Here is a 20,987-nt window from a genome sequence, read left to right on the forward strand (position 1 = left end):
TCGAAATGAACTGTGTTTAAAAGCAAATAATATTTGAATAATTTTCCTGATATGTTGAGTTAGTTTTAGCTATTGCAAAAGCTTGCTTTAGCAACTTATTTACGACTGCGATCAAAGCAACTTTTTTGGCTTTTCCTTTTGCCAGCAAGCGTTCATAAAGCTCCCGGCAGGCTTTATTGCAGCGTTTTGCGCTCCATGAGCATACATACAATGAGGCCCTGATCGCAGACATGCCCATTTTACATATTCTTGGCCTGCCTTTTACACTGCTGCCCGATTCGAACAGGCGCGGGCATGTCCCAATGTAAGAGCTTAATTTACTGCAATCGCCGAAACGCTCGAAACCACCGCTTACCAGGATGAGCATTATCGCTGTTTTTTTGCCAATGCCAGGTATGCTTTTCAGTCCTGATAGCATTTGCCCATAATGTTCAAGAACGATCTTTTCCATGTTAGCTGAAAGCCGTGATATAAGTTGTTTAAGGTGGCATAGCTCTTTTTGTATCGTCTGCCTCAGTGCTTTTTGCATCATTCCTGTAGCTGTAAAGCTTTCAAGCTGGTTGCTTAACACAGTATGCTGCTTGCTCAATCCTGATAAAATGGCTTCTGTTTGCTGTAATTCTACCACATGCTGCTGTGGTGGGGCCCATTGCTCCGGCTTAGCCATGGCACCATACTCTGCGATCAGGAGTGCGTCTTTCTTATCTGTTTTAGCCCGGGACATACGCATTTGGCTGTAGCGGCGAATCACCAAAGGATTTACCACACTTACCTTAATGCCCTTCGTATGCAGGAAGCAAGCAAGCCTTAAATAATATGGGCCGGATGCTTCCATCACGATATGGCTATCTGTATCCAATAGCTTTAAGAAGCCGTCGAAGCCTGTAGTTTCGTTGCTGAACTGATAATGGCGTCGGCCGGCTGATACGTCAAAGGACGCTTTTGAAATGTCTACACCAATGTAATTTGCATGAGTTTCCATAACTTTGTTTTGAGATAAATACTGTAGAAGAACCTGCTTTACTGCTTATCAATCCTACATACAGGCTCTTGTGGCCTAATGAACTGTTCAAGCTTGTAAGCAAAGGGGTAAAGTGATCTGCATTTCGAACGGCTTCCTACAGCCAATGACAACTCGTGATCTTTCTCTTTACCCTTTTTCTTCTACTTTAAATTTACTCTAAACACTTAACTTTTTCCTATAAGCAAACATAGGATGACATTTTTTTATTTATTCGCAATAAACGGTGCCTGTTTTACAAACTCGTCGTTATCCAACTGCGCTATCATCCATCGCCCTAAACTTGATGCGCTGATAAAGTCGCCCGGGCAATCATAAAGGCTCGTGGTTATTTCCGGTAGCTCGTCGGTTTGTTGGATCATGGGCAGGCGCACCAGGGTCCAGTCGGCGTTGCTTGCAATAAGCAGCTCGTACTCTATCTGTTTATCCGAAGTGGTTTTAGGATAGTTTTGATACATCCACTCGGTGCCAAATTTGGTTTTAGGTCCTTTATCATCGTATGGGGTATCAACGTTTAGCCCTGTGGCTACTATATACCTGCGGATGCCCAGATGCTCCATTGCTCTTAAAACGTTAGCGGTAACGGTACTAAATATAGGTGCCTCGCCCGCAGTTTGCCCAATGGTGCTGATGACTGCATTGCAATCGTTTAGGAGTTGCAATATAGTATCATAATCACGCGCATCGCCGCTTATAACTTCTATCAACGGGTTGTCTTCCTGCTCCGAAGTGTTAACTCGCTGCAATAGTTTAACGGGGATGTGTTTGGTAAGTAATTGTTTAACAAGGTATTTCCCGGCTTTGCCGGTGCCGCCAATTACGGCAACTTTTATGTTTGCTTGCATGGTTTGCTTTATAAAATATGGGTATAGGAAATTATGTTATGCCGGTGAGGCATATTGGGTATTGCCTTTAGCAGCAATACAGATGGAAGGGATATTTTATAAAGCGAGTTTAATGAGATAAAGATAGGTTTTTTCTGAACCATGATGCGCTTGATTTAAAGATTATTCGATGCGACAACCAGCAAAAATCAATCAGAGAATCCTCTAATCAAGCGAATCATGGTTCAAAATGCGTTAGGGATAGGAGCGGAAACCCCACAGCCGCGGGCAGGGCATGAGCGGGGCAAGGCGAGGAGTTGCAGCGCATAGCCCGACCCGCAGGGAACGCCCAAGAAAATGTCCGAACTCGAATTTTAAAAGAATTTGAAGAATTTTCAGAATTTCAAAACAAGGGTGTGTTTAAAAAGTTCCTTTCCAACCTTTCCAACCTTTCCAACCTTTCCAACCTTTCCAACCTTTCCAACCTTTCCAACCTTTCCAACCTTTCCAACCTTTCCAACCTTTCCAACCTTTCCAACCTTTCCAACCTTTCCAACCTTTCCAACCTTTCCAACCTTTCCAACCTTTCCAACTTGCTATCAATAACAATTCTAAATAACATATATCCCTTGTAATAAAAATTATTAGCTCATCGTTTTGTATTTTTGCAAACCGGATTTACCGATAAACTAACGCATGAAAAAAAGTTCGATTTTTGGCCTCGTTGTAATAGCCATCGCTATAGCCGTTATTATTAGTGTTTACTCAAATACAAGCAGTTACGGAAATTTTGCCGATGCGGAGAAAACTACCAGCGAATTGAAAGTGGTAGGCCGCCTTAACAAGCAGAAAGAACTGCATTACGATGCCACTAAGGATGCCAATTACTTCTCGTTTTACATGCGCGATACTTTGGGCACCGAGCGTAAAGTAGTATTTACCGGTACCAAGCCCGAGGATTTCGAAAAGTCGGAGCAGATCGTACTTACCGGTAAAATGGTTCGCGGCGAATTTCATGCTTCCAGCATCCTGATGAAATGCCCATCAAAGTATACCCAGGATAAGATAGATACCAAAGAGTTTAAGGCCAAACAACAGGCCAGCATATAAGCAGTTTTAATGGATACAGTTTTTAAAGGTGAGCACCTTTTGCCGGGGCAAATAGGGCAATTTTTTATTGTTTTAGCTTTCGGCGCAGCGCTTCTTTCGTTCATAAGTTACCTTTTTGCCACTACCGATGATGCCGGTAAACCTAAAAGCACCTGGCAAACCCTGGGCCGCATTGGTTTCTATATCAATTCGGTATCTATAATAGGCATTGGTGCCTGCCTGTTCTACATTATTTACAACCACTATTTCGAGTATCATTACGTTTGGGCCTATACTTCGCGCTCATTACCCGTACGCTACATTATCTCTGCGTTCTGGAACGGCCAGGAGGGTGGCTTTTTGCTGTGGATATTCTGGCAGGCTTTGTTAGGTTTATTCCTGATATGGAAGAGTGGTAGTTGGGAGCGCCCGGTGATGACGGTTGTGGCCCTTTCGCAGGTTACTTTGGCAACCATGGTGTTGGGCCAAAACTTTTTGGGTATACACCTGGGGAGTTCGCCGTTTTTGTTGTTGCGCGAGTTTATGGCAGGTGCACCTATCTTCCAAAGTGCCGATTACCTTTCGTTCATTAAAGACGGGCAGGGCATGGTGCCATCGCTGCAAAACTACTGGATGATCATCCACCCGCCAACACTGTTTTTGGGTTTTGCCGCTATGGTGGTACCTTTTGCATATGCGGTTGCCGGGCTTTGGCAAAACAAATACAAAGAGTGGGTAAGCCCTGCTATCCCTTATGCGCTGTTTGCCAGTATGATACTGGGTACCGGCGTAGTAATGGGTTCGTTTTGGGCCTACGAGAGCTTAAACTTTGGCGGCTTTTGGGCTTGGGACCCGGTAGAGAATGCTTCTATCTTCCCGTGGATAACCATGGTGGCTGCTTTGCACGTGCTTATTGTGTTTAAAAACAGCGGGCACTCGTATTTCACGGCTACGTTTTTGGTGCTGATAAGCTTTGTGCTTACCTGGTATGCATCGTTTTTGAACCGTAGCGGTATTTTGGGAGATACTTCGGTGCACTCTTTTACCGATTTGGGTATGTTTTGGCAGCTGGTTACCGGCATCATGATATTTTTGGTAATGTCGGTTTGGTTGCTGGTTTGGCGCCGTAAAGAGTTGCCTATTACCAAAAAGGATGAAGAAACCTACTCGCGCGAGTTTTGGATGTTCGTAGGCTCGGTATTCCTGGGTTTGTCGTGTTTCCACCTTATTGTGGTAACCTCTATCCCAGTATGGAATGCCATGTTCGGGATGAATATCGCGCCACCGGCTGATAAAGCAAGGCTGATGCACTACAATGTGATACAGTCTTCGTTTGTGTTTGTGATAACCGTACTTACGGCCTTCACCCAATTCCTGAAATATAAAAAGACGGATGTACACCGCTTCCTGATCACCAACGCCGTTTACCTCATTTTCTCCATACTGGTAACCGCCCTGGTGGTTTATACTTCAGGCTTGTACAAGCTCAACTTTGTATTTACGCTGGTAATGTGCGGCTCGGTTTACTCTACCATTGCTAATGGCAAGGTACTGGCCGATGCTTTCCGCGGTAAATTTAAACTGGCAGGTGCTGCTGTTGCGCACATCGGTTTTGGTTTGCTCATTATTGGTGCGCTGATATCTGCGGGTACAAGCACCGTGATATCGATCAACAACACCGGCGAAAATTATTCGGAGGAGTTTGCTAAAGAAGAGAACCCGCGCGAAAATATTTTGGTGTACCGCAACGAGCCGCAAAAAATGGGCGATTACACCGTTACCTACCTCGGCGACTCGCTAAACCTGCCCGACCATTTTTTTAAAGTAAACTACCGCCGTGTAGATGCTGCGGGTAAAGTGGCAGAAGATTTTACGCTTTACCCTAAAGTGCAGGTAAATAAAGGTTCGCTGGCCTCATCGCCCGATACCCGCCACTACCTGTTTCACGACCTTTATACTCACATTACCATGACCAACTCGGCCAGCACCAGCGAAGAGAAGGGTGCTGCAGGTGAGGAAGAAGGCGCACCAAAAGACGACAGCAAGGATTACGACCCGGCCGTACCGCATCAGGTTGCCGTGGGCGATACTATCCGCTTCCGCGAAGGTTACATGGTATTTAAGCAACTGAACAATGGCGTTAAGCTGCAAAATATAGCGGCAAGCGAACTACTGGTTTCGGTAGGTGCCGAAATGGAGATACACAGCCACGGGCAAACTTACCACAGTGCACCGGTATATATGTTGAAGAAAAATGGCCAAGTGTTCGATTTCCCAACGAAAGTAGAGGAAGCAGGCTTGAAGCTGCAGTTCACCAAAATAATCCCCGAGAAGAAACAAATAGAGATAAACGTGTACCAACAGCCCGAAAGCGCTAAAAAGTACATTGTAATGCGTGCTATTAAGTTCCCGTATATCAATTTCTTCTGGGCGGGTACTATCATTATGGTTATCGGTTTCATCTTATCTATCTTCCGCAGGAATAAGGAAGTGAAAGTGGCTTAATAACAGCAAATTTTTATATTTGGCTATGCAAAGCAAAACCTATGCGGCATTGGGCCTGCTGTTTACAGCAGGCGTATTAGCTGCCTGTAACCAAACACCAGAAAAGCCGGCCATTGATAAAAAAGCACAATCGGAAGCGCTAATACAGCAGCACTTCCAATTGTTGAATGATCACGACCTGAAAGGCCTGGTGAGCCAGTATGCCCCAAAAGCGCCAATAACCAGCAGCGATTGGAAAGGTACTACCAATGGCCCCGAAGGTGCCGACCAGATATTTCATTTAGAATTTTTTGTATCGCCGGATGCCAAGTATTTGGTAGATAAGGTGATCAATACCGATAGCACGGTAGTGGTAGAGTACGATGTAATAGGCCTGCGCGATAAGGCAAATGGCGGCGTACGTTACGATCTGCGTAAATGCAGCGTCTTCCGTATAGATAGCCTTAACAAAATAGCGGCAGAATCAACTTATGCCAACGGCATGGTTTATCATACAGGCAACTAAAGCCGTAAGCGTATATCAAATAAAAAAGAGGCTGTTTCTTTACCGGAGACAGCCTCTTTTGGTATCAGTAGGATTATACTTGCTATTTAATAGAAACAGGTACTTCAAACGTATCCCATTTCAGGCTGAAGCCTTTTTTAGTAATGGTGTATTTAAGGCTTTCCGCTTTAGGCGCAGTTTTACCTTTAACGGTTACGCGCAGTTGGTCGTTCTCTTCTTTATAGGTGTAAGCACCCCATTGCTTAGGGTTTTTATCGAAGATGATAGTCCAGCTGCCGCTTGCAGATGGTATTACAAAAAAGGCGTACCTGCCTGCCGGTAAAGGCTTGCCTTCTACTTTAATGGGTTTGCTTGTAGTAAAGCTGGTTGCAGAATCGGCACCGGCGCGCCATACCTTATCAAATGGCACCAGTTCGCCTAAAATTTTACGGCCTTTAACGTAAGGGCTGCTGTACTTAATTTTAATTACCGAGCCCGCTACTGTAGCGCTGGTGCTATCGGCCGGGCTGGCGGGTTTCTTGTCCTGCGCAAAGGTAAGGCTGCTTACAAACAGGGTGAATACCAAAAGCAATGTTGCTTTGATAGGGTAGGATGCTTTCATAATAAGTTTGATATTTTGTTTGGGATAAATATAGAACGAAATAATATGACTACCACATTGATGTTGAACAAAACTTACTTGCAGATAGGGACATTAATGCCGGTAGCTATTAAACAACAAAAGCCTCCCGAAAAGGAGGCCTTTGCATTTATCAAAAGAAATTTGTTAAACCTTACAGTTTACCAACTTCTTGTACAAGGTCGATCAGTTTGTTTGAGTAACCCCACTCGTTATCGTACCAAGATACAACTTTAACGAAGTTGTCATTCAAAGCGATACCTGCTTTTGCATCGAAAATAGATGTGCGTGCATCACCTTTGAAATCTTCAGATACTACTTCGTCTTCAGTGTAACCCAGGATACCTGCTAATTCGCCTTCAGAAGCTTCTTTCATAGCAGCTTTGATACCTTCGTATGAAGTTGGAGTTTTTAAGCGAACTACTAAGTCAACAACAGAAACGTCGGCAACCGGAACACGGAAGCTCATACCTGTTAATTTACCTTTTAATTGTGGCAATACCAAGCCTACAGCTTTAGCAGCACCTGTTGATGAAGGGATGATGTTTTGGTAAGCACCACGGCCGCCTCTCCAGTCTTTAGCCGATGGGCCGTCAACTGTTTTTTGAGTAGCGGTTACTGCGTGTACAGTAGTCATTAAACCTTCTTCGATACCGAATTTATCATCCAATACTTTAGCAATAGGCGCTAAACAGTTAGTAGTACAAGATGCGTTAGAAACGATAGTTTGCTCTGCTTTTAATTCTTTGTGGTTTACACCCATTACAAAAGTAGGGGTATCATCTTTAGCAGGAGCGCTCATTACTACTTTTTTAGCACCTGCGTCGATGTGTTTCTGAGCAGTTTCGATAGTTAAGAACAAACCGGTTGATTCGATGATCACTTCGGCGCCTACTTCGTTCCATTTAAGGTCGGCAGGGTTCTTCTCAGCAGTTACACGGATAGTTTTACCGTTTACTACCAGGTTACCGCCTTCTACAGCTACAGTACCTTTAAACTGGCCGTGAGTTGAGTCGTATTTCAACATGTAAGCCATGTAATCAGGCTCTACCAGGTCGTTAATACCTACTACTTCAACGCCTTCGCGCTCAATTGCAGCCCTGAAAGCTAAGCGGCCGATACGGCCGAAGCCGTTAATTCCTATTTTCATGATTTTTCTAATTTTTATTTGAATAATAAGTCAACAAATTGTTTATAGGTTCTTTTACGATGCCTGCTATCTTAATATCTGCTGCCTCCGCCGCCTCGGCCAGGTAATCCTGGAAATTTGACGCTACCGACCCGGCGAAATATACAGGCGCCCCCGGGTGCTCTTGCAGCAAAGGTAATAAATAAGTATCTATCAGCTTAGTAAATCCTGTTTTAATGATATTGCGCAGATAAACGTCGTTTTTGTTCTCTAAATAGAAGTCGGTAAACGAGCTGAGGTATAGTGCAGGCTCTTTTTTGCGGTATACTTTCTCCAGTAACGTGGTGCGTTCGGCATCGTACTGGTGCACAAATTTTTTGCGCAAGTGAGCAGGCAGGGTTTCGTTCATGTAGTTTTTCAACAGCTGCCGGCCCAGCCAGTTGCCGCTGCCTTCGTCGGCCAGTATATAGCCCAGCCCGAAGTTGTTTGGCGCTACTTTTTTACCATCGTACCAGGCGGCATTGCTTCCGCTGGCGCAAATACTTACAATGCCCGGTGTATTACGGCAACAGGCAATGGCAGCAGCGGCAATGTCGTGCTCCACGTTAACCTTAGCAAACTTAAAGAAGCTTTCTAAGGCATCTTTCACCACCTTTTTACGCTCGGGAGAGGAAGCGCCCGCGCCAAAAAAGTAAATGCGTTTTATTCCTTCGGCGTGGTGTATGAGGTTTATATTACGGTTTAGCAACTGGGTAATATAGTTGCCATCGTTAAAATAGGGGTTTATGGCCGCCGTGTTAAACGAGGCAATGGTGCGCCCTTTGTCGGCCAAGCGCCAACCTGCATTGTTACTTCCGCTGTATACTACTGCTATCATTTATATGGATAAGATCTCCGACATCTGCATCAGGTCATCTTCCAGTTTATAAGTATGTTGAGTTAAGGCTTCTTCCAGGTCGGTTAATTTAATGTGATTGGCTTCCAGGCCTACCATCATGCGCGATTTGCCGTCTATAAGCGCATTTACTGCTGCAAAACCTAAGCGGCTACCCAATATCCTGTCGAAGGCCGAAGGGCTTCCGCCACGCTGTAAGTGGCCCAAAATAGTAACCTTAATATCGTAAAACTTAATTTGGCCGCGAACGCGTTCAGCAAGATCGTATACACCGCCGCTTTTATCGCCTTCGGCCACAATTACTATGCTCGATGATTTTTTGTTGAACTGGCCTGCTTTCAGGTTCTCTATCAGTTCGTCTATAGCGGTAGCACGCTCGGGCAATAAAATAGCCTCGGCTCCGCATGATATACCGGCACGCAGGGCAATAGCGCCCGAATCGCGACCCATTACTTCTATAAAGAAAAGGCGGTCGTGCGCATCCGCAGTATCGCGTATTTTGTCTATGGCTTCAATTACCGTATTGGTAGCGGTATCGAAACCAAGGGTGTAGGTAGAACCGTAAAGGTCGTTATCGATAGTACCGGGTACGCCCATTACTGCGATGTCCGGAAAACGTTTAGAGAAACGCAGTGCGCCGGTAAAGGTGCCGTCGCCGCCAATAACTACTATACCATCAATGCCTTGGGCTTTAATGTTTTTGTAGGCCAGCTCCATACCTTCGTCGGTACGGAAGGGGAGGCAACGTGCCGTTTTTAATATGGTGCCGCCCAGGTTTAAGATATTACTAACCGAGCGGGTGTTCATATCATACATGTTATTGTCTATCATGCCCTGGTAACCCTGGCGTATACCAACCACTTCGAGGTTGTTGTAAATGGCTGTACGCACTACTGCGCGTATGCAGGGATTCATGCCGGGAGCATCGCCCCCCGAAGTAAGAACGGCTATTTTTTTAAGTTTACTCATCTTTACGTATGTAAATTTGGAGACGCGAATATAAGGTGTCGAAATTACACCACTAAATTTAATTTATTATTTTTGAAATGAATTATAAGGTATATATTTAACCCTTAAACCTAAAAATAACGACTTTTGGAAGTAAAGTTACCTACATTTGATTCGGTATTCTCTATCGACTGTGTAATTTTTGGCTTCGAGGCAGGCGAATTGAAGATATTACTCATTGAGCGTAATGAGGAACCCTTTAAAGATTGGCTGGCCTTGCCGGGCTATATAGTTTCGCAGGATGAGAGTATTGATGATGCCGCAGAGCGTATATTGTACGAACTCACCGGCCTTCGCGACCTGCATATGCAGCAGTTTCACACATTTGGCGAGGTGAAACGCCACCCGCAAGGGCGCGTTATAACCGTTGCCTACTATGCGCTTATCCGCATAAACGGGCAAAAAGAGCTTAAGCCGGTAACGCAGTATGCCAAATCGGCTTTCTGGCACCCGGTGAACGATCTGCCAAAGCTTGCCTTCGACCACAGCGAGATCTTTAACACGGGCTTTAACAAAATTCGCCGCAGGCTAAATTACCAGCCTATTGCCTTCGAATTATTGCCCGAGAAATTTACGCTAACCCAGCTGCAATCGCTTTACGAAGCGGTGCTGAATAAAAAGCTGGATAAACGCAACTTCCGTAAGAAGATGCTGAGCTACGGCTTTTTGAAGGAACTGGACGAAAAGCAAAAAGGCGTATCGTACCGAGCAGCCAAACTATACAAGTTTGATAGGAGGAAATACGCGAAGATATTCCAGAACGAGTTGAATTTGGTTCAGTAGTTGGCAGTTTGCAGTTGACAGTTTGCAGTACCGCTGGGCGGTTTGCAGTAAGCAGATGTCATAAGTCTATCCAAATAAATAAAGCAGAAAAGCGAGGATTTTCCTCGCTTTTCTGCTTTTATAGACCAATTTGTCATTGCGAGGAGCGGTGCGAATGACTTGAGGGAAGGGGCGACGTGGCAATCTCCTCGTATTGCATAGCGTTCATGCTTGGCGACGAGATTGCTTCACCGCGCGGGTCTGCCCACAGGCTTCGCTCGCAATGACACAATGGCAAAAGGCCGGAAAACTTAAGTTTTCCGGCCTTTTTTATGCGTTTTTGCAAAAGCAAACCGCCCACTGCAAACTGAATTACAAGCTCGAAGGCGCTAACTCCAGGTGGTATTTCACCAGGTTATCTATAGGCGAGCGGATGATGTTGCCAACAGTCATGCCGTTTTCGGTGCAAACTTCTTCCAATACGTTGCGGAAGTTGTAACCAACCGAACCTATGCAGTTGAAGGTATATTTTTGATAGTCGGGGTAGTGGGTAACCAAATTCTTGAAGAAATCTTCGAACGAGGTACGTACCAGGTTGCGTGAGTATTCGATGTTCACGTTGTTATCGTAAACAAATTTGCTGAAGCTTGCGCAGAAACGGTTTGCACGTGGTTGGGTGTAAACAATCTCGTTGATATCATCAGGAGTGTATTTAAACTCTTCCCAGAATGCTTTACGCACAGCCTCGGGCATGTAGCCGCGCAGGTAATCGGTTAATAGTTTTTTGCCGATGTAGCAACCGCTGCCTTCGTCTCCCAGGATGTAAGCACCCGAATCGATATTGTGGGTTACTTCTTTACCATCGTAAAGGCAGGTGTTGGTACCTGTGCCTAAAATAGCTGCAAAGCCTTCGCTGTTGCCCAATAATGCGCGTGCAGCAGCTAATAAATCGTGGCCAATGTTCACCTTAGAGTTAGTGAAAACCGCCGACATAGCCTCTTCAACGATCTTGCGCATCTCGGGGGTAGAGCAGCCGGCACCGTAATAGTTTACTTCAGTAATGTTTTCTTTATCCAGGTCGGTTGGTAAACTTTCGTTTAGCGACTGTATGATGTAATCTTTTGGAGCGAAATAAGGATTGTAACCTTCGGTATTAAAGTAAACCTTTTTACCTTCTTCAGTAACCAGGCACCAATTTGTTTTGGTTGAGCCCCCGTCAGCAATTATGATCATATAAATAATGAGGTTTTAAAAAAAAATTCGGTTAAAAGTATGATTAACTTATTGTAAAAAAAACACTTGGTATCTTTAATGCTATTTTTTGTTAATTAGATAGCATAAACCGCGTTTTTATGCAAAAAATTAAACTTTTTAAGGTTTTTGCTAAAAGTTTTAAAGGTGAAAATTACATGTCGTTTTTACATATAAAACAACTTTTTCGCCGCCGAAGCCCTGCAAAGCCTATCTTACAAGTATACTTAATATTTTAACATTATTAATATCATATGATGGCTGGGTTAAATTGGATGCCATTTTACTTTGCTACTACCAATTTGATTTTAGAGTAGCTTTTTTATGCAATTTTATCCGGAAGATTTTCAGAAGCGGTTCGTACTTTAGTAGCCTGAAACCTTATTATAAATGCCGCAATACAAAAATAAGCCCGAAGGATTTGGCGCAGTAAAATCACAATTGTACAGAAAAGGGTTGCCCGTTATGCTCATAGCCCTTGTAACCGGGCTTTCGATATCCTATGCTACGCAAAAGGGAGTTGCTGAGGAAATGTATACCACAATGTTTACTATCTTATTTTTTGCCGTAGTGCTCGCATTTAGTTTTTGGCGGGCTCTGCAAAAACAGAAGGCCGTTTATAACAGTTACCTGCTTACGATAGATGATGGCTATATAGTTAAAGAGCAAGCCACCTTAAATACCGGCAGGCTAAAACTTGGCCTGATAGAAATTATAGAGCAGGACGAGTTTGGGAATTTGTTTGTTAGCGATGCTCAAAAGCAAAGCATAGTAGTGGTTTCCGCGAATATTGAGAGTTACGCGGAGGTGAAAGAATTACTTGGGGCGTTTAAGCCCATTACTACCCGCAAAAAAATAAATATATTCCAAAAATATTGGTTTGTTACCGTGTCGGTGCCATGTATATTAATGGTGGTGGTTTACATTAGCGATAGCAAAATAATCGTAGCTGCGGCGGGTATTCCGCTAATTGCAGTTATGATTTGGGGGATATATAAAATACGCACCAATAAACACTTTGCCAATAAGTCGAAACCGAGTATTTGGATGTTGCTAATCGTAATACTGTCAATAACTGCGATGGTTTATTATAAGCTATTTGGATAAATTACATCCGCAGCCGTAGCGATACCGAGCGGCCGAGCGCCTGCACCAGGTTTGGGTCTAATACGATGCCGCCGTCTTTAAGTGTCCAAACCATCCGGGCGTCTTTCACAATTTCTACTTTTTCGCCGTTAAGCAATAGTTCCAGTTCGGTAGTATTTGGGCCAACCAATTTGCTGTTAACAATTTGGTAAACATAGTCTTTATCATCAAAAGTAATCCGCAGCGGTAATCCCATATTCACGTTTATCGGGGCTAAAGATAGGTTTTATTACCTTTAACGAAGTTTTATTAATTATATAGTTAATAACAATTGGTAAATCCCTAACGCTGCTATTGCCATTTTCAGTATAAATTTGCATATTTGCAGCGCAAAAAATTGCATGGTCTCATAGCTCAGCTGGATAGAGCAACAGATTTCTAATCTGTCGGTCTCAGGTTCGAATCCTGATGAGATCACCCCTCGGGACAAACGATCTAAAACATTGTTTGTCCCTTTTTTTTGCCGTGTTAACTCCTTGTTTATCAGGTATATAAAGTTGAATATTTCTCCCAAATTTGCGGTTCGAACTTTCAAATCTTCTAATGTGAATTTTTCAGGGTATATCGAACCAATTAATTTTCGCTTAGCGTAATGGTCAGATTTACAATACAATGCATCTATAGATGTAAGCTTCACCAATGCAGAATCGAGCGTTTTTTCAACTTGGCTTATACTCATGTTTTTGCTTGTCAGATCGCTGATCTTACTTTCGAGTAGTACTATCTCCCTCTCGGATTCTAATTTTACCGCACGGAAATCAGCGGCATCTATATCGTCATTCAACAACAGCTCCCTTGCCTTGGTAATCTTGTTGTTTAATGTAGTTATACGGGCTATATATTGTTTCCTGCTATCGCCTGCAGTCTGGTGCTCATTTTTATAAACATCCAGTATAACCGATTTAAAAAGTATCGCGGCATCTGCATTTAAATTATACTCTTTTAAATGGTTCTCAAAGATGCCGTTAGCTTCTTCCGCTCTTGTCCTGTAACCACAGGTAGAATTACAATGATAATAATGGTAATGAGCGTTGCGGCCTTTTGATGCGCTGCCTGTTAATACTTTGCCGCAGGTAGGGCAGCAAATAAAGCCTTTTAAGGCAAGCATATCCTGTGTTACTATCTTGGTCTTCAAATTCCGTTTACGCCCTTCCAATATATCCTGTACCTCGTAGAAAACGCTCGGTTTGATAATGGGTTCGTGCAAGCCGTCAACCATATAACTTTCTTCGTCTTTCAATTTGGGGATAACGATCTTACCGATATAAACCGGGTTTCGCAATGCATGCCAAAAATTATTTTTGTTACAAGGCAAGCCCCTCGTTTTTGCCTGCCGGAAAATTTCAATTACAGTGTGCTGCCCGGCGCTCAACTCGTTGAACGCCCATTGTAAGGCGGATGCTGCCGGCTCATATGGAACTATAGTTTTCCTGCCTCCGTCTAATGTCCTGTTTTTATAACCTAGGGGCGCGGTAGCCATGTAGCGCCCTTCCTTCTTTGCCCTGCGCATACCGTAAAATACATTTAAAGCCCGCCTGTCGTTCTCAATTTCTGGGGCCTTAAGATAGATCGCCAGCATCATTTTATTTTCAGGGACTTCCATGTCAAGCGGCTGCTCGATGGCTTGTGGTTCTACACCCAGTTTTTTCAAGGTAGCGATCATCTGATAGGCATCCGGTGCGTTACGGCTGAAGCGGTCCCATTTGGTGAATAACACCAGATCGGTCTTGTTCTTCTGCTGGCGCAGCAAGCCGAGTAGTTTCGTCCATTCTGGGCGGATGAAGGTTTTTGCGGAATGATCCTCGAATATAATCTTACGGACCTGTATATTTTTGATCTCGCAATATTTTAACAGAACCTCTTCCTGATTTCTTTGCGAATATCCTTTATCGGCTTGTTCATCGGTGCTTACCCTGATATATAAGTCGGCTATTCTCATGTTTTAAAATTCTGATTTACAATTAATTTAGATAAAAAATACATCAATTCCAAGACTTCTCCTGCTTTTTTTTCACCTATTTCAATCCCTGATTTTTTCAGGATCGTTACTGCATCGGCAGAGGTTATTTTCCGCTTTTCTTTTGTTCCAGTTTCCATTGTTTCCGGTTAAGGAACAATAATGGCGGATTTGGTGGAAGCCTTATGACAAGCATTTCGGTACTACAGAACAATAAGCTGATGGTTTCCAAGTCAGGCGGCTTGAATTATAAATCCTTTAAAAAGCAACAGCAGATAATTTGTGCAGATTGCTTGATTAATTAGACTAGTAATTCATAAGATTTAATTAATAGGAATTGATTTTTTTTCAGCCAGCTTTTGTTATTTTTATTTTAGGTGTAACGAGGTATGAGTTACTCGTACTCCGGCAGCGAGGCTGGCGGCGCAATGAGTATAGCGTGCATACGCGTTAGGTAGTGAGTTGCTTTCCGCAGCTGCAACCTAAAAGCAGGTTAAAGGCTGCTTTTAAGTTTATGATACTCTTAACCCTTTTTTGTACCTAACAAAGATTTCAATTTCCCCGACAAAATTGATATGTCTGAATGTTCAACCAGACGCCTTTCTTCATAACGGACATATACGTAGGCGTGTTATCTTGGAATTAGAATATATCGCAATAAAAAGATAGTGTTATATTCGTTGTGATACGCAATTGGTAAGTATTTAAATAATAGATTGTCAGCGATATAAGTGAATGGGTTCTAATCCCTTCTTACAGAATGTTCCTATTTGTAAGTATTGTTAATCACACCAAAACCAATTATAAGAAAAAAATAATACTTAATAATAATCATTGGATTTTACAACCTATATGTTTAAATTACACTCGTCTTAAAACCAAATCTTTATCACAATATATGCTACTGTTTAGCTATCGTAGCAGCTTGTTGACATTGATTATAAGCAAATTTAGTTCACCTAACCGACCTCTATCGCTATGGATCAAACTGTTTTTTCATTCAGGCCAGCATGGCTTTGGGCTTTCTTATTGATTAATATCTTTACTTTACCTTTCAGCGCAAGGGCACAGAAATTTACCGGCGAGGGAGTTTTTGAGCCGCTCAATAAAGGCTATATGTATGGGCGGAAAGAAACTATCGATTGCGATGAGGGTAAGATTAGCGATGGAGCATTTCAAGTGATAAAAGAAAGATTGTTAAGCAGGGTCAATGCATCTATATTTAACCTACAGGATGATTCACTAAAACTGAAATCAGCATACACGGAAATATGGGGCTCAACATTCTTCGACAATTATCTTTTTGACCTTCAAGAACTAAAAAAATTCCTGGTATCAGGAAGTGCTGCGCCTCAACGGTTAAAAGTACTTCCTAAATATTCTGAAATAGCATCGTTTGCAACGAAAGAAATCTATAAAGTTGAAAAAGACGATAAATCAGCTAATGCGAATATGCAAGTGTTTGTTCTGGTCAGAACAGACCCCTTTGATAACTGGCTGGTTACGCGGTATAACGGGTCGTTAGGTAAGGATCCGATTGCTTCGCGTGAATTGGATTATCAATATGTGGCAGATTGGCGGCAGATCGAGGCGTGGTTCCTTACCAGTAAGGAAATCGAAGCATTCGCTAATGCCCGAAAAAAAGACATCTTTAATTTTAGCCAAAAGGATATTGATAAAGCCTACGAACAATTAAAGAAAATTGATCCAGACCGAATTGTACTGGTCCAAAACATTAAGGCTAGTGAATTTATGAAGCATTGGCTTTGGTTTACCAACGCGATTCCTGCGGTAAATCCCTTACTAACAACAATACCATCTCGTCGTTATCCAGTCAACGAGCCCAACTTTTTTTTAACCAACTTTAAAAAACGTGTGCAGGATTCGCTTGACCGATCTAGTTGGCTAAAAGAGTTTAGGACTGTTTCCAAATCCAAAAATTTGTTATTCCTTCCTGTCAAAGATATCACAGATAATGCAGACTATTATTTACAGGAATACAATGGAGATGTTAAAGTTAATTTTGTGCCTGTTAAGCAGCTGCCTGAAAATACACTTGATAACAAGCAACTTTTGAGAATCGCTGCTTATAATATCCCCGCAGATAAAAAACTATTGTTCACTAGTTCCACCGAAGCATTTGTCTATCAAGGAGAGCCATCAAAAGCATTGGGTAAAAGTTTGGAACAACTAGGGCTAATTACATCTTTGGCTTCAGCCAATATAGCTGTGTTTAACAAGTTGACCGGATTACTCAATCGCCCCAGCCTCAACCATGTCCAGTTAAACTTTGGCTATGAGACGTTGTCCTTAGAGGGTATCGATTATAGTAAACGATTGCCTATGCTTAACTACATGGTACAAATGGAGAAGTTTGAACTGAACAAAGACAGTAAAGGAATCGAAGGACCGGCAACACCCCCTTCAGCCCTGCCGGAAAAATCACCGAAACCGGCTAAGTCTGTTATCATTAACGATAAATGGGTGCCGCTAACCGGAAAGGATTTTAATGAAGATAAGAAGCGTATCTTGTGGGTAGGTGCTGTAAAAACAGGCACCAATGACTTGGATTCCCCAGACCCGTTTTTTGCCTCATTGCTTGACCAGTTCGTTAAGGAAGACCAATATGTTTTCCTTGATTATAATAAGATGGGGGAAGAGGTCGACAAGCTTCAGGTGCGTTTCAATTATTTTCAGGACGTTATAACTGCGCGGATTAAAAAGCTTGATGATTTAGCTGATGCTGCTGAGGTTGTTTATAATAAACTTACGCCCTATGTAAGCATCTCCGTCCGATCCCTACCGCCCACTGAACTAAAAACGCTCAATGATACTATCCCGGAATTGCGGACCGCGCTATTTACGCCAAAGGTGCCTGACCCGCCTGTGAAGTTAACCTACTCGGCTAATTTGCAGGACGCGGATGGGAAAAATATCAGAGAGGTAATAAGGGCGACCAACAAAGTGATACAGACTCAACGTTTTGACTTCAGTGTTGGGTTGGCCTACACTTTTGGCAACTACGATGTGGCTCAGGATACCCAGCCACTACCCACAACTGCGATAGGTGACCAATATCAGTTTACTGCAGGGTTGCATTGGTATTTTATAAAACCACTTAACAGGCTTCATGACAAATTTTTCGCAAACACGAAAGAACGCATTTCCCTATATGCAGGTTTAAGTATAGCACATGCATTAAGTAATGTTTATACAGGTATTTCTTATGACCTAACACCAGGCATACGAGCCATTGCTGGGTGCCATTTTTATAAGAATTATCGTTTCCAGGTTATTAATAACGCCGTTGCTAGTAAAGCTTCCGGGTTTTCCCCGGCAGGTTTTTTCGGTAATTATATATTACTTTACACCAATTATTTTTTAAATTTCTTGCAATTGGTGTAATTAACTTCTATATTTACATTGTAATTCAAAAGGCAATGATAAATACAGAGTTCAAATCAATCAGAGAGTTAATCAAGGCATTCCCAACCGAAGAGGCTTGCATTAAACATTTAGAGCAACTGCGTTGGAACGGCACAGTTGTTTCTCCTTTTGATGAAACTTCTAAAGTGTACGTAACTGCCCGTGGTTACAAATGTAAGAACACTGGCAAATACTTTAACGTACGTACCCAAACTCTATTCGATAACACCAAAATCGAATTACAAACTTGGTTCCTTGCTATCTACCTTGTAACCGCCCACAAAAAAGGTATATCTTCACTTCAATTAGGCAGGGACTTAAATGTTACCCAAAAAACTGCTTGGTTCATGTTGCAACGCATCCGCAATTGCTTCGGTATCGAAAACGTTGAAACAGATGCAGGCAACAACAATAAGTTAGGTGGTTCTGGTACCGTAGTAGAAGTTGACGAAACCATCGTTGGCGGCAAGGTTAAGAACATGAGCAATAAAAAGCGCAAGGTTATAGCTGAGAATAAAGCCGACAGGCACAACAATAAAACCGTTGTGGTGGGTTTTGTTGAGCGCGGTGGAAACTTGCGTATGCAACCTGTAAACGCTGGCGATTTTATCCCTAACATTGTACGCGCAAACGTTGATAGCGAATCTGTATTGATGACTGATACCGCTAACACTTATGTAAAAGTAGGTGCTGAATTTGCGCACCACGAAGTTGTAGACCACGGCAAAAAAGAATACGGCCGCGATGGTGTATATTACACCAATACTATCGAGGGTTGTTTCTCTTTATTTGACCGTATGGTTATCGGTATCTACCACAACATATCTGCTAAACACATTCAGAAATATACCGACGAATTTGTATTCCGCTACAATAGCCGTAAAGATACCGAAAGCAATCGTTTTAACACTTTGCTTTCAAATTGCACCAGTCGTTTAACCTATAATAATCTTATCAAATAATGCAATTATCAGTTTTTAAATTCGAAGACAACGAACAGGTAAATGATTTTACCACAATCGAAATAGACGGCGAACCCTGGTTTCGTGCAAAAGATGTTTGCGATCTATTAGAAATAACTAACGGCCCTCGCGAAATTGCATCATTAGACGATGACGAAAAGCTGCTATACGAAATCCGTATAGCAGGTCAAATGCGAAAGGTTAACTTTGTAAATGAGAGCGGTTTATACCGTTTGGTTTTTAAAAGTAAAAAATCAAACGCGGCTAAATTTAGAAAATGGATAACTAAAGAAGTTATACCGACAATTAGAAAGACTGGCGGATTCGGAAAAAATCAAGCTGCTATTCCTAATTTTGTTGTAAGGTTTAATGATAACTGGGATAGAACAGATAGGGGGTACTTTTCAGTCATTAGTGAGCTTTTTATAAGGCTATACGGGCGCTTTGAGCAAGTGGGATATCAGATACCAAATAAAGCCTTTGACGGGAAGGAAATACGCCCTGACGTTAGCGTAGGTAAACGCTTTGCTTCATTTCTAAAGGATAAGCATCCCGATTTGGAAGACCATTTTAAAATGTACAAACACAAATTCCCAAATGGTTTGGAATTTGATGCAAGGCAATATAAAAATGATTACTTGCCCTTATTTATAAAATTCGTAGATGAAGACTGGATGCCTAATTGCGCAAGGCAATACTTTTTAGAAAGGGATAGGAAAGCTATAGATTACTTGCCTCATATACTATCGGGCGGTAAGGAGCCATTACCTGTGGCATCGGCAGAGCCTAAGTTATCGAACTTTAATAAAAGCTTAAAACAAGCTTTAAATTACAACCCTAAAAAAGGAGAATAATACTTGTTGTGGTATTGGATTTTGTTTTTACTTTTACTTGAAACAAAACCACACCTAAATGACCTTTATTGCAAGCGTAGTTGCTAAAAAAGGAGTTGCCGTTATTGCCGACTCTCTCGTAACATCTGAATCTCCAATTCTCCATTACGATAAATTTGTAGAATATTTAAAATCGCAACCCGATAATGACGATGGCGATAAACTAATAAATCCAGATAAAATAATGGAATTATTTAAATATGAGCCTGCTTTTACAAAAGATTTCGAAGAGAAATTATTTGAGTTTGATAAATTTACAGCAATTACGACAACTGGAGAAGCGTATGTAAATTCGAAAAATATCGCTGACATTATTGAGGAATTTCGAGCTGAAAACAAGGCGGCTATTGATGATTTACAACTACCAATAACAGAAAAGATAAATTTCTTTATTGATTTTATAAATAAAAATATTAAAGAACATATTGGAAAATTTGGCTCAATAGGATACTTAGTCTTTATTATTACTCATTATACGCCAAGCACCCATAAAACAACAATATATAAAGCAATAATTTATCCAGCCGATACTAATACATTAGAATTTGCAGATCATGATTATGTTCAGCTCATTACAGAAGAAGATTGGAATAAAGTTGTTTGCGATGGTCAAAACAAAATAAGTGAAAAAGTGCTTTTAGGTATAGGAAAAGAATTGTACGATATATTTCCTACTTTTGTTAACAATATACTATCAGTTCTTGCAATACCTAAAAATGTAATTCCTGAAGATTACATAGCCCTATTATTAAAAGAACAGTATTTTAAAGATGTGTTCTTTAATGATGTTGCTATGTTTAGTTTGAATAATTTAAGTTTACAACAGGCTGTTGATTTAGCAAGTTTATTAATGAGATTAGAAGTCGACTTTCAAAAGTACACTAACAATATACCATCCGTCGGAGGCGTTATTAAATTGGCTGTAATTGATAAAGAAGGATTTAAATTTATATCAGGAGATAGCATAGAACCACCTAAACATATTAATTACTAAT

General features: G+C 41.9%; 19 protein-coding genes, 1 tRNA gene and 1 pseudogene. 10 read left to right on the plus strand and 11 right to left on the minus strand.

Annotated features, from left to right (window positions below; translation table 11 throughout):
• Window positions 1-16: 16 nt before the first annotated feature.
• The 3 genes from BC343_RS09710 to BC343_RS09720 form a co-directional block, all read right to left on the minus strand.
• Complete coding sequence (locus BC343_RS09710; RefSeq protein ID WP_078347262.1) at window positions 17-982, minus strand: IS110 family RNA-guided transposase; 966 nt, start codon at window positions 980-982, stop codon at window positions 17-19.
• 245 nt (window positions 983-1,227) lie between these two features.
• On the minus strand, window positions 1,228-1,866 hold the full coding sequence (locus BC343_RS09715) for an NAD(P)-dependent oxidoreductase (RefSeq protein ID WP_078347591.1): 639 nt from the start codon (window positions 1,864-1,866) through the stop codon (window positions 1,228-1,230).
• 399 nt (window positions 1,867-2,265) lie between these two features.
• Entirely contained in the window at window positions 2,266-2,454 is a 189-nt protein-coding gene (locus BC343_RS09720) for a hypothetical protein (RefSeq protein WP_156088745.1), read from the minus strand.
• 87 nt (window positions 2,455-2,541) lie between these two features.
• Between BC343_RS09720 and BC343_RS09725 the strand changes: the two genes are divergently transcribed.
• From BC343_RS09725 to BC343_RS09735, 3 genes are read left to right on the plus strand one after another with little or no spacing between them, the layout of a single operon-like run.
• Window positions 2,542-2,955, plus strand: coding sequence for a cytochrome c maturation protein CcmE domain-containing protein (locus BC343_RS09725; protein ID WP_078347593.1), 414 nt, complete (start codon window positions 2,542-2,544; stop codon window positions 2,953-2,955).
• Between the two features lie 9 nt (window positions 2,956-2,964).
• Complete coding sequence (ccsA, locus tag BC343_RS09730) at window positions 2,965-5,439, plus strand: cytochrome c biogenesis protein CcsA (protein ID WP_078347594.1); 2,475 nt, start codon at window positions 2,965-2,967, stop codon at window positions 5,437-5,439.
• A 25-nt stretch (window positions 5,440-5,464) separates the two neighbouring features.
• Entirely contained in the window at window positions 5,465-5,944 is a 480-nt protein-coding gene (locus tag BC343_RS09735) for a nuclear transport factor 2 family protein (protein WP_078347595.1), read from the plus strand.
• A gap of 82 nt (window positions 5,945-6,026) precedes the next feature.
• Here the strand turns inward: BC343_RS09735 and BC343_RS09740 are convergent, their stop codons facing one another.
• The 4 genes from BC343_RS09740 to pfkA all read right to left on the minus strand — a co-directional run bounded on the left by BC343_RS09740 (window position 6,027) and on the right by pfkA (window position 9,556).
• Window positions 6,027-6,545 (minus strand): DUF2911 domain-containing protein, encoded by a 519-nt coding sequence (locus BC343_RS09740; protein ID WP_078347596.1) that lies wholly within the window; start codon window positions 6,543-6,545, stop codon window positions 6,027-6,029.
• Window positions 6,546-6,717: 172 nt separating this feature from the next.
• Entirely contained in the window at window positions 6,718-7,713 is a 996-nt protein-coding gene (gene gap / locus BC343_RS09745) for a type I glyceraldehyde-3-phosphate dehydrogenase (protein WP_078347597.1), read from the minus strand.
• Window positions 7,714-7,720: 7 nt separating this feature from the next.
• On the minus strand, window positions 7,721-8,569 hold the full coding sequence (locus tag BC343_RS09750) for a hypothetical protein (protein ID WP_078347598.1): 849 nt from the start codon (window positions 8,567-8,569) through the stop codon (window positions 7,721-7,723).
• On the minus strand, window positions 8,570-9,556 hold the full coding sequence (pfkA, locus tag BC343_RS09755) for a 6-phosphofructokinase (protein ID WP_078347599.1): 987 nt from the start codon (window positions 9,554-9,556) through the stop codon (window positions 8,570-8,572).
• A gap of 126 nt (window positions 9,557-9,682) precedes the next feature.
• Between pfkA and BC343_RS09760 the strand changes: the two genes are divergently transcribed.
• Window positions 9,683-10,378, plus strand: a complete 696-nt coding sequence (locus BC343_RS09760; protein WP_078347600.1) for an NUDIX hydrolase — start codon at window positions 9,683-9,685, stop codon at window positions 10,376-10,378.
• A 351-nt stretch (window positions 10,379-10,729) separates the two neighbouring features.
• Here the strand turns inward: BC343_RS09760 and BC343_RS09765 are convergent, their stop codons facing one another.
• Window positions 10,730-11,590: an N-acetylglucosamine kinase gene (locus tag BC343_RS09765; RefSeq protein ID WP_078347601.1), complete on the minus strand. Its 861-nt coding sequence runs from the start codon at window positions 11,588-11,590 to the stop codon at window positions 10,730-10,732.
• A gap of 408 nt (window positions 11,591-11,998) precedes the next feature.
• On the opposite strand from BC343_RS09765, the gene BC343_RS09770 reads away from it, so the two are divergent.
• Entirely contained in the window at window positions 11,999-12,715 is a 717-nt protein-coding gene (locus BC343_RS09770; RefSeq protein ID WP_078347602.1) for a hypothetical protein, read from the plus strand.
• Between the two features lies 1 nt (window position 12,716).
• On the opposite strand, the gene BC343_RS09775 is transcribed toward BC343_RS09770, so the two are convergent.
• On the minus strand, window positions 12,717-12,950 hold the full coding sequence (locus tag BC343_RS09775; RefSeq protein WP_078347603.1) for a hypothetical protein: 234 nt from the start codon (window positions 12,948-12,950) through the stop codon (window positions 12,717-12,719).
• A gap of 147 nt (window positions 12,951-13,097) precedes the next feature.
• Here BC343_RS09775 and BC343_RS09780 point away from each other — a divergent pair.
• Window positions 13,098-13,171 (plus strand) — tRNA-Arg (locus BC343_RS09780).
• Window positions 13,172-13,910: 739 nt separating this feature from the next.
• On the opposite strand, the pseudogene BC343_RS31550 reads toward BC343_RS09780, so the two are convergent.
• Both BC343_RS31550 and BC343_RS31355 read right to left on the minus strand, forming a co-directional pair.
• A pseudogene (locus BC343_RS31550) lies at window positions 13,911-14,693 on the minus strand (recombinase family protein); the annotation flags it as partial.
• A complete protein-coding gene (locus BC343_RS31355; protein ID WP_202909761.1) occupies window positions 14,690-14,851 on the minus strand; it encodes a hypothetical protein in 162 nt (53 codons plus the stop codon). The gene BC343_RS31355 and the pseudogene BC343_RS31550, both read right to left, overlap by 4 nt.
• Window positions 14,852-15,689: 838 nt before the next feature.
• Here BC343_RS31355 and BC343_RS09790 point away from each other — a divergent pair.
• From BC343_RS09790 to BC343_RS09805, 4 genes are read left to right on the plus strand one after another with little or no spacing between them, the layout of a single operon-like run.
• Window positions 15,690-18,116, plus strand: a complete 2,427-nt coding sequence (locus BC343_RS09790) for a hypothetical protein (RefSeq protein ID WP_078347604.1) — start codon at window positions 15,690-15,692, stop codon at window positions 18,114-18,116.
• Between the two features lie 35 nt (window positions 18,117-18,151).
• On the plus strand, window positions 18,152-19,099 hold the full coding sequence (locus BC343_RS09795; RefSeq protein ID WP_078347605.1) for an IS1595 family transposase: 948 nt from the start codon (window positions 18,152-18,154) through the stop codon (window positions 19,097-19,099).
• Window positions 19,099-19,953, plus strand: coding sequence for a BRO-N domain-containing protein (locus tag BC343_RS09800; protein ID WP_078347606.1), 855 nt, complete (start codon window positions 19,099-19,101; stop codon window positions 19,951-19,953). The genes BC343_RS09795 and BC343_RS09800 overlap by 1 nt, the downstream gene beginning before the upstream one ends.
• 58 nt (window positions 19,954-20,011) lie before the next feature.
• Window positions 20,012-20,986, plus strand: coding sequence for a hypothetical protein (locus BC343_RS09805; protein ID WP_078347607.1), 975 nt, complete (start codon window positions 20,012-20,014; stop codon window positions 20,984-20,986).
• Window position 20,987: the final 1 nt, after the last annotated feature.

Origin of the sequence: Mucilaginibacter pedocola, assembly GCF_002013915.1 — a bacterium.
Lineage (GTDB): Bacteria > Bacteroidota > Bacteroidia > Sphingobacteriales > Sphingobacteriaceae > Mucilaginibacter > Mucilaginibacter pedocola.

What these genes read in the sequence shown, in the direction of transcription:
- BC343_RS09710 (WP_078347262.1), bottom strand. Translation starts at nt 982, where the DNA reads ATGGAAACTCATGCAAATTACATTGGTGTAGACATTTCAAAAGCGTCC.
- BC343_RS09715 (WP_078347591.1), bottom strand. Translation starts at nt 1,866, where the DNA reads ATGCAAGCAAACATAAAAGTTGCCGTAATTGGCGGCACCGGCAAAGCC.
- BC343_RS09725 (WP_078347593.1), top strand. Translation starts at nt 2,542, where the DNA reads ATGAAAAAAAGTTCGATTTTTGGCCTCGTTGTAATAGCCATCGCTATA.
- ccsA (WP_078347594.1), top strand. Translation starts at nt 2,965, where the DNA reads ATGGATACAGTTTTTAAAGGTGAGCACCTTTTGCCGGGGCAAATAGGG.
- BC343_RS09735 (WP_078347595.1), top strand. Translation starts at nt 5,465, where the DNA reads ATGCAAAGCAAAACCTATGCGGCATTGGGCCTGCTGTTTACAGCAGGC.
- BC343_RS09740 (WP_078347596.1), bottom strand. Translation starts at nt 6,545, where the DNA reads ATGAAAGCATCCTACCCTATCAAAGCAACATTGCTTTTGGTATTCACC.
- gap (WP_078347597.1), bottom strand. Translation starts at nt 7,713, where the DNA reads ATGAAAATAGGAATTAACGGCTTCGGCCGTATCGGCCGCTTAGCTTTC.
- BC343_RS09750 (WP_078347598.1), bottom strand. Translation starts at nt 8,569, where the DNA reads ATGATAGCAGTAGTATACAGCGGAAGTAACAATGCAGGTTGGCGCTTG.
- pfkA (WP_078347599.1), bottom strand. Translation starts at nt 9,556, where the DNA reads ATGAGTAAACTTAAAAAAATAGCCGTTCTTACTTCGGGGGGCGATGCT.
- BC343_RS09765 (WP_078347601.1), bottom strand. Translation starts at nt 11,590, where the DNA reads ATGATCATAATTGCTGACGGGGGCTCAACCAAAACAAATTGGTGCCTG.
- BC343_RS09770 (WP_078347602.1), top strand. Translation starts at nt 11,999, where the DNA reads ATGCCGCAATACAAAAATAAGCCCGAAGGATTTGGCGCAGTAAAATCA.
- BC343_RS09775 (WP_078347603.1), bottom strand. Translation starts at nt 12,950, where the DNA reads ATGGGATTACCGCTGCGGATTACTTTTGATGATAAAGACTATGTTTAC.
- BC343_RS31355 (WP_202909761.1), bottom strand. Translation starts at nt 14,851, where the DNA reads ATGGAAACTGGAACAAAAGAAAAGCGGAAAATAACCTCTGCCGATGCA.
- BC343_RS09790 (WP_078347604.1), top strand. Translation starts at nt 15,690, where the DNA reads ATGGATCAAACTGTTTTTTCATTCAGGCCAGCATGGCTTTGGGCTTTC.
- BC343_RS09795 (WP_078347605.1), top strand. Translation starts at nt 18,152, where the DNA reads ATGATAAATACAGAGTTCAAATCAATCAGAGAGTTAATCAAGGCATTC.
- BC343_RS09800 (WP_078347606.1), top strand. Translation starts at nt 19,099, where the DNA reads ATGCAATTATCAGTTTTTAAATTCGAAGACAACGAACAGGTAAATGAT.
- BC343_RS09805 (WP_078347607.1), top strand. Translation starts at nt 20,012, where the DNA reads ATGACCTTTATTGCAAGCGTAGTTGCTAAAAAAGGAGTTGCCGTTATT.